Below are 13,278 nucleotides of genomic sequence, written 5' to 3' on the forward strand. Positions count from 1 at the left end.
AAACAATGCGGCATCAATTTCGTGCCAAAGATAGGATTTCGGCATACGCACATGGTTGTTTTTTGAACACCCAACGGTAAAAGTGCTTGCTGTCCATAGTACTTGACAGGGAAATTGACGCGGATTGAAAAAAAAAGACGCAAACGGTTGCGTCAAGAGTTACGTCACAAATTTTTTTCCCTTATACTACGCCCCGTCAGCAGTAGGTTGGATGTTGAACAGGGACGAACGAGGTGAGATTGACGTGATTGTCCCGGTGACTTACCGGGGGATTAGGCCAATATCACCTTCATTCAACTGCTAATCGAGAGACGTACGCACATGGAAATTTTGCGTGGTTCACCCGCACTGTCTGAGTTTCGTATCAATAAGCTACAGGCTCGTTGCCGCGAATTGGAGCTCCCAGTCACAGGTATTTATGCTGAGTTCATGCACTTTGCCCACCTGTCTGCACCGTTAAGTGCCGACGAGCAAAGCAAACTGGTCAGCTTGCTCACTTACGGTCCGACGATTGCAGAACATGAACCAGTCGGTTTATTGCTGCTGGTTACTCCGCGTCCGGGCACGATCTCCCCTTGGTCATCCAAATCTACCGATATCGCCCGCAATTGCGGTCTGGCTCAAGTTAAGCGTCTTGAGCGCGGTACAGCTTATTATATCGAAACCTCTGCCGAGTTAAGTGCGATACAGTTGCAGGCACTCAAAGGACTGCTCCATGATCGGATGATGGAAGTTGTCTTTGCTGATATGAACGATGCCGCTGCATTGTTTGCCCAGGCTGAGCCCGCCCCCGTAGGCTGTGTTGATATCCTTGCTGGCGGCTACAAAGCGCTTGAGGATGCAAACGTTACTCTTGGTTTGGCTTTGGCTGACGATGAGATTGAGTATCTGGTGGAGAGCTTCACCAAGCTGGGGCGCAACCCGAATGACATCGAGCTGATGATGTTCGCTCAGGCAAACTCCGAGCATTGCCGCCACAAAATCTTCAATGCCGATTGGACTATCGATGGGATCGCGCAGGACAAGTCGCTGTTCAAGATGATCAAGAATACCTTTGAGCAGAACAGTGATTATGTGCTTTCGGCGTACAAGGATAACGCGGCTGTGATGGAAGGCTCCAAGGTCGGCCGTTTCTTCCCGGATCCGGACTCGCGCCAGTACAACTACCATCAGGAAGATGCCCACATTTTGATGAAAGTGGAAACCCATAACCACCCGACCGCCATTTCTCCGTGGCCGGGAGCGTCGACGGGCTCTGGCGGTGAGATCCGCGATGAGGGCGCGACCGGTATCGGTGGCAAGCCGAAGGCGGGCTTGGTCGGCTTTACGGTGTCTAACCTGCGTATCCCTGATTTCGAACAGCCGTGGGAGAGCGATTTCGGCAAGCCGGGGCGCATTGTTAATGCCTTGGATATCATGCTGGAAGGCCCGTTGGGCGGAGCGGCATTCAACAACGAGTTTGGTCGTCCCAACTTGCTGGGGTATTTCCGTACTTACGAAGAAAAAGTGACGTCCCATAATGGCGAGGAGATCCGTGGCTACCATAAGCCGATCATGATTGCGGGCGGTATGGGTAACATCCGTGCCGAACATGTCCAGAAGAAGGAGATCCCGGTGGGGGCCAAGCTGATTGTCCTTGGCGGCCCAGCGATGAATATCGGCCTGGGTGGCGGAGCGGCCTCGTCGATGGCCTCCGGCCAGTCTGCTGAAGATCTAGACTTTGCATCGGTCCAGCGCGAGAACCCTGAGATGGAGCGCCGTTGTCAGGAAGTGATCGACCGCTGCTGGCAGATGGGAGACGCTAACCCGATCGCCTTTATCCATGACGTCGGTGCAGGCGGTATTTCCAACGCCCTGCCGGAGCTGGTTGACGATGGTGAGCGTGGCGGCCGTTTCCAGCTGCGTGATGTGCCCAATGATGAGCCGGGAATGAGTCCGCTTGAGATTTGGTGCAACGAATCGCAGGAGCGCTATGTATTGGCGGTAGCCGCCGAGGACATGGCGATCTTTGACGCTATTTGTCAGCGTGAGCGTGCCCCGTATGCTGTTGTTGGCGAAGCGACCGAAGAGCGCCACCTGACACTGGAAGACAGCCATTTCGACAATACCCCGATCGACATGCCGATGGATATCTTGCTCGGCAAGCCGCCCAAAATGCACCGCGATGTGACAAGCCAGAAAGCCGAGGGGTTCGCCCTTGACCGACGCGGCATCGAGATAGAAGAGGCGACCCACCGGGTGTTGCGCCTGCCAGCCGTGGCCGAGAAGACTTTCTTGATCACTATCGGCGACCGCACCGTGACCGGTCTGGTTGCCCGCGATCAGATGGTTGGCCCTTGGCAGGTGCCGGTAGCCAACTGTGCCGTGACCGCAGCGAGCTACGATACCTATCACGGTGAGGCAATGTCGATGGGCGAGCGAACGCCGATTGCCCTGCTTGACTTTGCCGCTTCTGCCCGTATGGCGGTGGGCGAGTCACTGACCAATATCGCCTGTTCTGATATCGGTGATCTAAAGCGTATCAAACTGTCGGCCAACTGGATGTCTCCGGCGGGTCATCCCGGCGAGGATGCGGGTTTGTACGAGGCTGTGAAGGCGGTTGGCGAGGAGCTCTGTCCGGCGCTGGGTCTGACGATCCCGGTTGGCAAAGACTCGATGTCGATGAAAACCAAGTGGGAAGAGAATGGCGAGCAGAAGGAAGTGACGTCGCCGCTGTCCTTGGTGATTACCGCGTTTGGCCGGGTAGAGGATGTGCGCAAGACAGTGACGCCGCAATTGCGAACTGATAAGGGGGATTCGACCCTGCTGCTGATCGATCTTGGCTGCGGCAAGAACCGTCTTGGTGCAACGGCCTTGGCTCAGGTTTACAAGCAGCTCGGTGATAAGCCGGCAGATGTAGAGAGTCCTGAGTTGCTCAAGGGCTTCTTCGAGGCCGTTCAGTCCTTGCTGCGTGATGGCAAGTTGCTGGCCTACCACGACCGCGGTGATGGCGGCCTCTACACAACATTGGCCGAGATGGCCTTTGCCGGTCATACCGGGGTTGAAGTTGATCTGAATACGACTGGCGGCGATGAATGCGAAGACATATTGGCGGCACTGTTCAGCGAAGAGCTGGGTGCGGTGGTTCAGGTTCGTACCGATGATTTGGATAAGGTGCTGACGGTATTGGCCCAGTATGGCCTTGAGGCGTGCAGTCATGTGATTGGTACGGTTGTCGATGAAGACGTGCTGCGTATTTGGAACGGCAATGACCGTGTGCTGGAGCAGAGCCGTACCGAGCTGCGTACCATCTGGGCAGAAACGACTTACCAGATGCAGGCTATGCGGGATAACCCGGCGGGGGCGATGCAGGAGTTCGAGGCTAAACAGGATCCTGCCGATCCTGGCCTGAATGTGGCGCTGAGTTTTGATATTCACCAAGATGTTGCTGCGCCATATATTGCGACAGGTGCCAAGCCGCAAATGGCAATCCTGCGCGAGCAGGGGGTCAACTCCCATGTCGAGATGGCAGCAGCTTTTGACCGTGCAGGTTTTGATGCCAAAGATGTCCACATGAGCGATATTCTGTCGGGCAGGGTACAGCTGGATGGCTTCAACGGCCTGGTAGCCTGTGGCGGTTTCTCTTATGGTGATGTGCTGGGGGCCGGTGAAGGTTGGGCGAAGTCTATTCTGTTCAACAATATGGCTCGTGAGCAGTTCGAGCGCTTCTTCCACCGCAATGACACGTTTGCCCTTGGGGTTTGTAATGGCTGTCAGATGATGTCGAATTTGCGCGAGCTGATCCCGGGTGCCGAGCTATGGCCTCGTTTTGTTCGCAATGAGTCTGAGCGATTCGAAGCCCGTTTCAGCCTGGTGGAAGTACAGCAGAGTGATTCGTTGTTCTTCAACGGAATGGTAGGCTCGCGGATGCCGATAGCCGTTTCTCATGGCGAGGGCCGTGTCGAGGTGCGCAGTGGTGAGCATTTGGCTGCTATCGAGCAGTCGGGAACGGTTGCCCTGCGTTACTTAGATAATTACGGTAAAGTTACCGAGAATTATCCTGCCAACCCGAATGGTTCGCCGAACGGTATTACCGGCTTGACGACCCAGGATGGTCGCGTGACGATTATGATGCCGCACCCTGAGCGTGTGTTCCGTACCGTGGCCAACTCTTGGCACCCGGATGATTGGAGCGAAAACAGCCCGTGGATGCGGATGTTCCGTAACGCAAGGGTTAATATCGGTTAATCCGGCCAGATTGATGATTGAACAAAAAAACCGCTCTTGGTAGCGGTTTTTTTTGTTTTGTGCGTGTTTTCCTCGCCATTATGTCAAGACTGTGATTAATCTGATATTGCTGGGTAAGGGGTAGCACAGGAGGCGGTATGATTTTTTTCGATCTCGATAATACCTTGCTGGATCATGATGGTGCGGAGCAGAATGCGATAGAAGCGTTTGCCGCGAATCATCCGGGTGAGCTGGTGGCCGGGACTGAGGCTATCGGCAAAGCATGGCGTGATATATCGGACAGCCAGCGTGCCCGTTGGCGGGCTGGGGAGCTTGATTTTGAACAGTTGCGCCGAGCACGGATCAGTGCGTTGTTCCAGCGGCCGCTGACGGTTCGCGAGGCCGACAGCCTGATGGCCGAGTACTATGCCCTCTATCGCCAGCATTGGTGTCTGTTTCCTGATGTGCTTCCAGCCTTGGAGGCCCTGAAGGCTGTTGCGCCGATGGCGATTATCACCAATGGTTTCGCTTACCATCAAGAAGCCAAACTCAAGCAGATGGCTATTCGTGATTATTTTCAGTTCATGGTGATCTCCGAGCAGGTCGGCCATGCCAAGCCCCATCCCAATATTTTCCGGCAGGCCCTACGCCAGTCAGGACTCAGTGCCGAGCAATGCTGGTATATCGGCAATCATCCCGATAATGACGCCACCGCCGCCAGTCAGCTTGGGTTTAAAGCCGTGTGGTTAAATAGACATTACCAAGACACTCCCAGCCCATCCGTTCAGGTGAATACTAGGGTTGTCAGAACCCTAGGCGGCTTTGTCGAGCTGGTTAAAATGAACGGCTAGTACGATTGTCGGCATATCAGTACACGTAACGCGTGTTTATGCTCGACATTGAACGAAAAATGTTCAAATAGTTATTGTGTAGATTGTAATAGCCACATAAAATGTGCGCCTATTTTATTAACCATATTCGTAATACTTTCACGGAAGAGAGAATAATATGGATCATTCACGCAAAGGATTAAACCGTGCCGCGCAGTTGCTGGCCGCCTTGGTCGTTGTCTGCTTGCTCCGCTATGCCGACAGTTTTGCGATTATTTTCAGTTTCATGCAACTCGGGGTTGTGCCGAGCATGGTAACAGCATTGATCCTGTTGTCAGGGGTGTTTGCGATCGTTGGCCTGTGTCGAGCCCACCGCTGGGGTTTTATCCCGCTCTATTTCTTTATCCCAGCCGTTACTCTGTTTTTTGGTTACAGCTTGATCCCCTTCCTGCCCCTGTTATTTGTCCCCGAAGTCCGCCAACTTGTCATTCTGTTAAGCAACAGTGCAGTGATGCTGTTCTCAGTCATGCTGCTGCTGAAAATGATGGACACCGATGTCGTATTGCCCAAGGAAAAGTACTAAACCGGCTATCAACCATTTGTTATACTTGCCCCTTTAAAGGTCATGGTACCGCAGGGCAAGCAATGCTCCGGTCTCCAGGCCATAGCTCAGCTAAGGATGACGAGAATGAAGAAAATAGAAGCCATTATTAAGCCATTCAAGCTTGATGATGTTCGCGAAGCCCTTGCCGATGTCGGTATCACCGGGATGACAGTGACCGAAGTCAAAGGGTTTGGCCGCCAGAAAGGGCACACCGAGTTATACCGTGGCGCTGAGTATATGGTCGATTTCCTACCCAAAGTGAAATTGGAAATTGTCGTCTCAGACGAAGTCGCAGACCAATGCGTCGATACCATCATCGAAACCGCGCAAACCGGTAAAATCGGTGACGGCAAGATCTTTATGTTCGATGTGGAGCGTGTGGTGCGTATTCGGACTGGCGAGGAAGACGAGGACGCTATCTAAAGCTCGTTATGACGTTGCCGTTTCACTCTCAGTCTGCATCGGAAGTACTCATTTATGCGTACACCGTGCTGGATACAAAAAAGCGTGCTCATGGAGCACGCTTTTTTATTATGGTTAATTGCTTACGCTTCGGCTTGTTGCTTGACGTTGCCGACGTTGCCGACGTAGCGGCCGGGCTTGTGGTTCATGGCCAGTACCAGGTTGAGCATGAACGCCCCGATCACCGAATAGAGCAGAATCATTGGGCTGACCAAGAAGAACGAGGCAGTCAGGATGGTCAGGTCAATGCCCATCTGCAGTTTGCCGGCCGACCACCCGAATTTCTCTTGTAGGTACAGTACCAGGACGTTGAAGCCGCCGAGGCTGGTTTTGTGGCGGAACAGGATCAGCATACCCAGTCCCATGAGTATACCGCCGATCACCGCGCAGTAGAGCGGCTCGAGTCGGCTGATTTCCAATACGTGGTGGAGGTTGTCTGTGATGATCGAAACCAGTCCGCCGGAAAGGATGCTGGTCAGCGCGAAGCTGCGTCCCATTCTAAACCATGCCATCAGGTAGAACGGGGTATTGGCCATGAAGTAAAGTTGGCCGAAACTCAAGTCAACAAACTGGCTCAGTAGCAGGGCAAGGCCCGTGGTGCCGCCGGTTAGCAAATTGGCTTGCTGGAGGAAGAATACCCCCTGAGAAACCACGAAAGTACCGGTCAAAATAGCAATGAGATTTTCTTTGTGAGAATGGGGGATACCGCTCAAGACAACGCTCCTTATGATTGACCGGGCTATGATACTGGTGAACGTAATATGTGCGCAGAGGGGGCGTCGAATTGCCCTTGTTGGCGCTGTACAATTTTATTTCCGCAGTTGTAAAAAAATAATTGTCGGTGTGACTTGTCTCGGTATGTGTTATCGGCTGGCTGAATCTAGAACAAATTGAAAACAATTCATCCCCATATTGAAATAAATGCCAATAAAAAATCACATTAGGGACTATCTGATTTAGATCAAATTCTGTAAAATACGACGTTATCTACCGGTGCAACGAAAACGTTTGCGTCCACGTGGCGCCTAGCTTTCCGTTTTTTCATATTTGTGCCAGAAATGTGTGTTTACCGTCTTTTGGTAACAGTGGCAGGGTAAGTTCGCTCCTGTTAACAAATGGGTTTGAGAACAATCTGAGTCAGGAGATACAGATGCTAAAACGCGACATGAACATTGCCGATTATGACGCTGAACTATATGCAGCTATTCAGGAAGAAACTGCGCGTCAGGAAGAGCATATTGAGCTGATTGCCTCTGAGAACTATACCAGTCCTCGAGTAATGGAAGCACAGGGTTCCCAGCTCACCAACAAGTATGCCGAGGGCTACCCGGGTAAGCGCTACTACGGCGGCTGTGAGTTCGTGGATAAGGCTGAGCAACTGGCCATTGACCGTGCTTGCCAGCTTTTTGGTGCTGAGTATGCCAACGTTCAGCCGCACTCTGGCTCACAGGCCAATAACGCGGTGTACATGGCGCTTTTGAATGCAGGCGACACTGTGTTGGGTATGAGTCTGGCACACGGTGGCCACCTGACCCACGGTTCACCGGTGAATTTTTCGGGCAAGCTGTATAACGTTATTCCTTACGGCATTGATGCCGATGGCCAGATTGACTACGCAGAAGTCGAAGCGTTGGCGCTTGAGCACAAGCCTAAGATGATTATTGGCGGTTTCTCTGCTTATTCGCAGATCGTTGATTGGAAACGTATGCGTGAAATCGCTGACAAGATCGGCGCGTATTTCTTTGTCGATATGGCTCACGTTGCGGGTCTGGTTGCTGCGGGAGTTTACCCGACGCCTGTGCCGCATGCCCATGTCGTGACCACCACTACCCACAAGACACTGGCCGGCCCTCGTGGTGGCTTGATCCTGTCTAATGGCGGTGAAGACCTATATAAGAAGCTGAATTCGGCTGTTTTCCCTGGTGGTCAGGGTGGCCCGCTGATGCATGTGATCGCCGCTAAGGCTGTGGCATTCAAAGAGGCGATGGAGCCTGAGTTTGCAGAGTATCAGGCGCGTGTTGTTGAGAACGCCAAGGTCATGGCGGGTGAGTTCATCGAGCGCGGTTACAAGATCGTCTCTGGCGGTACCGAGAACCACCTGTTCCTTGTGGATTTGATCGACAAGGGGATCACCGGCAAAGAAGCTGATGCCGCGTTGGGTGCTGCCAACATCACCGTGAACAAAAACAGTGTACCGAATGATCCGCGCAGTCCGTTTGTGACGTCGGGTATTCGTGTTGGTACACCGTCGATTACACGCCGTGGCTTTACGGCGGAAGATGCCAAGCAGCTAGCTGGTTGGATGTGTGATGTGATGGACAACATCGACAAGCCAGAAGTGATTGAGGCGACCAAGGCCAAGGTGCTGGATATCTGTAAGCGCCTTCCTGTGTACGCTTAATTGTGTTTTGCGCCAGTCATGGCGCATCAAAATAGAGGGCTGGCCGTTGGGCCGGCCTTTTTTGTTTTGAAAGCGGTCGACGCCTATTTACGCGCTGGCAGGCGGTAGTTTTTCATTTGAAAAAACGCCATAAGGGATTGAAATGGGTTACACTGGGGTATCGAAAGAGAGGAGGCAAGATGCACTGTCCTTTTTGTGGTGCAAACGACACCAAAGTTATCGATTCGCGTCTGGTGGCTGATGGTCATCAGGTGCGTCGCCGTCGCCAGTGTTTGGCGTGTAACGAGCGTTATACCACGTTCGAGACGGCGGAGTTGGTGATGCCAAGGGTAATCAAGACCAATGGTAACCGCGAACCGTTTAACGAAGACAAACTGAGCGGCGGAATTCAGCGCGCGCTGGAAAAGCGGCCGGTCAGCACCGACGATATCGAGCGGGCTATCAACAATATTAAATCCCAGCTGCGGGCAACCGGCGAGCGGGAGGTTCCATCGGAAATGGTGGGTAACTTGGTGATGGAAGCGCTCAAGGAACTCGACAAGGTTGCCTATATCCGATTCGCATCGGTTTACCGCAGCTTTGAAGATATTCGCGAGTTTGGTGAGGAAATTGCCAAGCTGGAAAAATAAGCTAAGACCGGGAGCGTTGCTCCCGGGTAGTCTCTCATGAATCAAAATCAGATTTTCTCACCGAATGACCACGCCATGATGCAGCGAGCCATCAGTCTGGCAAAACGTGGTCGCTACACGACAGCACCTAACCCGAATGTCGGCTGTGTGATCGCACACGGCGAAACGATTGTCGGCGAAGGTTTCCATTATCAGGCCGGTCAGCCCCATGCCGAGGTTTTTGCCTTGCGAGCCGCGGGCGAACAGGCGCGCGGCGCAACCGCCTATGTCACCCTCGAACCATGTTCCCATTATGGTCGAACCCCACCTTGTGCCGAGGCATTGGTAAAAGCCGGTGTTGCCCGGGTGGTGTGTGCGATGGTTGATCCCAACCCGAAAGTAGCCGGCCGCGGGATAGCAATTTTGCAGGCTGCTGGCATCGAGGTTCAAAGCGGTTTGCTTGAAGCCGATGCAGAGGCGCTTAATCCCGGTTTTATCAAGAGGATGAAAACCGGTATGCCGTTTGTCCAGCTCAAGCTGGCATCCAGCCTTGATGGCCGTACCGCATTGGCCAATGGTGAAAGCAAATGGATTACTGGCCCGGCGGCACGGGCGGATGTTCAGCGGCTGCGTGCCTGTGCCGGAGCGATTCTTTCGACCAGCGCCACGGTGCTCGCTGATGATCCGTCACTCAATGTTCGCTGGGATGAACTGGGTGCTCAGGTACAGGAGATGTACCCGCAGCAGAACTTGCGCCAGCCGGTGCGGGTGATAATCGATAGTAAGAATAGGGTCACGCCTGAACATCGCCTGTGCAGTTTGCCTAGCGAGATCGTTTTGGTACGTCATAGTGATGATGGCGGACAATGGCCGGATCATGTTAGCTCGTTGCTATTGCCACAAGCGAGCGCTGATCAGGCGGGTATTGATCTGAAGGCAATGATGGCGGCATTGGCTCAGCAGGATATCAACCATATTTGGGTCGAGGCCGGTGCCGGGCTCGCCGGTGCCTTGCTGTCCGCCGGTCTGGTCGATGAGCTGATTGTCTATCAGGCGCCGAAATTGATGGGCAGCGACAGCCGCGGCCTGATTGGTTTGCGCGGTCTGACGGCGATGGAGCAGGTGCCGGAACTGGCGATTTCCGATTTGCGTATGGTAGGTGGTGATATCCGTATTACCGCTGCTATCAAACAACATTGATTAAGAAGGGTATTCATGTTTACTGGCATTATCGAGGCAGTGGGTACGATTGCGGCCATCACCCCGAAGGGAAAAGATGTTTCTGTGACGGTTGAATCCGGCAAGCTGGATCTTTCCGATGTAAAATTGGGTGACAGTATTGCCACCAACGGTGTCTGCCTGACCGTCGTTGCCTTGACAGGCTCAGGCTATGTGGCCGACCTGTCACTGGAAACCTTGCAGCGGACGGCATTTGCCTCATACCGAGCTGGCGAGAAGGTGAACTTGGAAAAGGCGATGTTGCCGACAACCCGATTCGGCGGTCATATGGTATCTGGCCACGTAGATGACGTCGCTGAGATTATTGAGCGCAACCATACCGGTCGGGCGATTGAGTTTTGGGTCAAGGCACCGGCGCATTTGGCTAAATATATTTCCGAGAAAGGCTCGGTATCGGTTGACGGGATCAGCCTGACTGTCAATGCCATTCGTGGCAATGAGTTCAAGCTGACCATCGTGCCGCACACTGCGGCAGAGACGACGATGGAATCGTTCAAGGTCGGTCGCAAGATCAACCTCGAGGTTGACGTTATCGCCCGTTATCTGGAGCGCCTGATGCTGGGTGATAAGGCTGCCGAAAAATCATCGGTAACCCTAGATTTGCTGGCTCGCAGCGGTTTTCTGCGTTAGTCCCATTTATGACAACAGGATAGGTACCCTCTATGGCATTGAGCAGTGCAAAGGAAATAATTGAAGATATCCGTCAGGGCAAGATGGTGATCCTGATGGATGACGAAGACCGCGAGAACGAAGGTGACCTGATCATCGCCGCGGAAAAAATCACCCCGGAAGCGATCAATTTCATGGCGCGGCATGGTCGCGGCCTGATCTGTCTTACTCTGACCAAGACCCGTTGCAAGCAGCTTAACCTGCCATTGATGGTGCAGGACAACACCGAGCAGTTCAGTACCAACTTTACCGTTTCGATTGAGGCCGCCCACGGGGTGACAACCGGTATTTCTGCCGCCGACCGGGCCACTACCGTGTTGGCTGCGGTTGCCGACTCGGCCTCGCCTGCTGATATCGTGATGCCGGGGCATATCTTCCCGTTGATGGCGCAGGAAGGCGGGGTGCTTGCCCGTGCCGGCCATACCGAGGCTGGTTGTGATGTTGCGCGCCTGGCTGGGCTTGAGCCGTCGAGTGTTATCGTAGAGATCCTCAACGAGGACGGTACGATGGCCCGCCGTCCGGATTTGGAGGTCTTTGCCGCCCAGCATGGCCTCAAACTGGGGACCATCGCCGATCTGATCGAGTACCGTAACAATAACGAAACGACGATCGAGCGGGTTGCTGCCTGCAAGCTGCCGACTGAGTTTGGTGAGTTCGAGATGGTGACTTACCGTGACACCATCGATAACCAGATTCACTACGCGCTGAAAAAAGGCGAAATCACCGCCGATATGCCAGCCTTGGTACGTGTCCATTTGCAAGACACTTTCAAGGACATCCTCCATTCGGGGGCATCGCAGTGGACGTTGCCGACGGCAATGAAGCGCATTGCTGACGAAGGCGGAGTACTGGTGGTGCTCAGCAAACCTGAATCGCAAGAGGCATTGATTGGCAAGATCTTGAATATGGCTGCGGCAGACGAGGGTCGCCCGGCAATGAAGGTCAATCCGAAAGACCAGCTGCGTCAGGTCGGAGTCGGCTCGCAGATCTTGGCTGATCTCGGGGTATCAAAGATGCGCCTGTTGTCATCGAGCACCCAGCGTTACCATTCACTGGCAGGTTTCGGCCTCGAAGTGGTGGAATATATCTGCGAGTGATAGGTCTGGCCGTTTAATCGAGCCAGTTACATCGTGTTATCCGGTGGGGATGGCGGGGGAAATCAGCGATGAATATGCCAATTGGTATAACGCATAAAGTGTGATAGACTCCCGCGGTTTCTCATACCGGAAAAAAGACATAGTCACAGGAAGGCCCATGAAGGTAATCGAAGGCGCCATCGCGGCACCAAACGCAAAAGTTGCTATCGTAATTTCACGCTTCAATAGCTTCATCAATGAAAGCCTGCTTGAAGGCGCACTGGATGCTCTGAAACGTCAGGGTCAGGTGAGTGATGACAACATTACTGTTGTTCGCTGCCCAGGTGCGTATGAGCTACCTTTGGTTGCTCAGCAAGTAGCAAAGAGCGACCGTTATGACGCGATCGTTGCGCTTGGCTCTGTGATCCGTGGCGGTACACCGCATTTTGATTATGTTGCCGGTGAGTGTAACAAAGGTCTGGCACAGGTAGCTCTGGAGTACAATACTCCGGTCGCTTTCGGTGTCTTGACTGTAGATACTATCGAACAAGCCATCGAGCGTGCCGGTACCAAGGCTGGTAATAAAGGGGCAGAGGCTGCACTAAGCGCGCTTGAAATGGTTAATGTCCTGTCCCAAATTGAATCCTAATGGGGGTTAGTGTGAAACCAGCCGCACGTCGTAATGCACGTCACTTTGCTGTACAAGCAATTTATTCTTGGCAAATCACCAAAGGCAATGTTGCCGATATCGAGCAGCACTTCCTTTCGGGTGATCACTTCGAAGAAGAAGCACATCAGGCAGAAGCCCCAGTCATGGCTGTGCCACACACAGACGTTGCATACTTCCGCGATCTGCTAACAGGTGTTGTTCTGAACCACCAGGAACTGGACAGCAAGATGCGTCCATACCTGTCTCGTCCTCTACAGGATTTGGATCAGATGGAACTTGCGCTGCTGCGTCTTGCTATGTACGAGATGCTAAAGCGTGATGACGTACCTTACAAAGTTGTGATCAACGAAGCTATCGAACTGGCGAAAGCCTTCGGTGCAGAAGACAGTCACAAGTTTGTGAATGGTGTGCTGGACAAAGCAGCACCAACACTTCGTAAGAAGTAAGTAATACGAATTAAAAAGGCCAGCTTTGCTGGCCTTTTTTCTATGTAATGATATTTGATATAGACAC

At 53.1% G+C, this 13,278-nt stretch carries 12 protein-coding genes; 11 read left to right on the plus strand and 1 reads right to left on the minus strand.

Annotation, left to right across the window (positions count from 1 at the left end; genetic code table 11):
- Nucleotides 1-321 precede the first annotated feature (321 nt).
- The 4 genes from purL to glnB all read left to right on the plus strand — a co-directional run bounded on the left by purL (nt 322) and on the right by glnB (nt 6,063).
- Nucleotides 322-4,227 carry a phosphoribosylformylglycinamidine synthase gene (gene purL, locus ACSF8X_RS05890; RefSeq protein WP_500850906.1) on the plus strand — a complete coding sequence of 1,302 codons (3,906 nt, stop codon included), beginning with the start codon at nt 322-324 and terminating at the stop codon, nt 4,225-4,227.
- A 137-nt stretch (nt 4,228-4,364) separates the two neighbouring features.
- Nucleotides 4,365-5,057, plus strand: a complete 693-nt coding sequence (locus ACSF8X_RS05895; protein ID WP_500850907.1) for an HAD family hydrolase — start codon at nt 4,365-4,367, stop codon at nt 5,055-5,057.
- Nucleotides 5,058-5,214: 157 nt separating this feature from the next.
- Nucleotides 5,215-5,619, plus strand: a complete 405-nt coding sequence (locus tag ACSF8X_RS05900) for a hypothetical protein (RefSeq protein ID WP_047878829.1) — start codon at nt 5,215-5,217, stop codon at nt 5,617-5,619.
- A gap of 105 nt (nt 5,620-5,724) precedes the next feature.
- Nucleotides 5,725-6,063, plus strand: coding sequence for a nitrogen regulatory protein P-II (gene glnB, locus ACSF8X_RS05905; RefSeq protein ID WP_047878828.1), 339 nt, complete (start codon nt 5,725-5,727; stop codon nt 6,061-6,063).
- Between the two features lie 122 nt (nt 6,064-6,185).
- Here glnB and ACSF8X_RS05910 read toward each other — a convergent pair whose 3' ends face one another.
- Nucleotides 6,186-6,815, minus strand: coding sequence for a YitT family protein (locus tag ACSF8X_RS05910; RefSeq protein WP_500850908.1), 630 nt, complete (start codon nt 6,813-6,815; stop codon nt 6,186-6,188).
- Between the two features lie 437 nt (nt 6,816-7,252).
- Between ACSF8X_RS05910 and glyA the strand changes: the two genes are divergently transcribed.
- The 7 genes from glyA (at nt 7,253) to nusB (ending at nt 13,211) form a co-directional block, all read left to right on the plus strand.
- Nucleotides 7,253-8,503, plus strand: a complete 1,251-nt coding sequence (gene glyA, locus ACSF8X_RS05915; protein WP_047878826.1) for a serine hydroxymethyltransferase — start codon at nt 7,253-7,255, stop codon at nt 8,501-8,503.
- Between the two features lie 179 nt (nt 8,504-8,682).
- Nucleotides 8,683-9,132, plus strand: coding sequence for a transcriptional regulator NrdR (gene nrdR / locus ACSF8X_RS05920; protein WP_047878825.1), 450 nt, complete (start codon nt 8,683-8,685; stop codon nt 9,130-9,132).
- 51 nt (nt 9,133-9,183) lie between these two features.
- Nucleotides 9,184-10,311, plus strand: a complete 1,128-nt coding sequence (gene ribD / locus ACSF8X_RS05925; RefSeq protein ID WP_500851147.1) for a bifunctional diaminohydroxyphosphoribosylaminopyrimidine deaminase/5-amino-6-(5-phosphoribosylamino)uracil reductase RibD — start codon at nt 9,184-9,186, stop codon at nt 10,309-10,311.
- Between the two features lie 15 nt (nt 10,312-10,326).
- The gene (locus ACSF8X_RS05930) at nt 10,327-10,980 is read left to right on the plus strand and encodes a riboflavin synthase (RefSeq protein WP_047878824.1); all 654 of its coding nucleotides are present in this window, start codon (nt 10,327-10,329) and stop codon (nt 10,978-10,980) included.
- Between the two features lie 32 nt (nt 10,981-11,012).
- The gene (gene ribBA / locus ACSF8X_RS05935) at nt 11,013-12,116 is read left to right on the plus strand and encodes a bifunctional 3,4-dihydroxy-2-butanone-4-phosphate synthase/GTP cyclohydrolase II (RefSeq protein WP_500850909.1); all 1,104 of its coding nucleotides are present in this window, start codon (nt 11,013-11,015) and stop codon (nt 12,114-12,116) included.
- A gap of 157 nt (nt 12,117-12,273) precedes the next feature.
- On the plus strand, nt 12,274-12,744 hold the full coding sequence (gene ribH, locus ACSF8X_RS05940) for a 6,7-dimethyl-8-ribityllumazine synthase (protein WP_047878822.1): 471 nt from the start codon (nt 12,274-12,276) through the stop codon (nt 12,742-12,744).
- Entirely contained in the window at nt 12,744-13,211 is a 468-nt protein-coding gene (gene nusB, locus ACSF8X_RS05945; RefSeq protein ID WP_047878821.1) for a transcription antitermination factor NusB, read from the plus strand. Before ribH ends, nusB begins: the two co-directional genes overlap by 1 nt.
- Nucleotides 13,212-13,278: the final 67 nt, after the last annotated feature.

It is taken from the genome of Photobacterium panuliri (genome assembly GCF_059920555.1).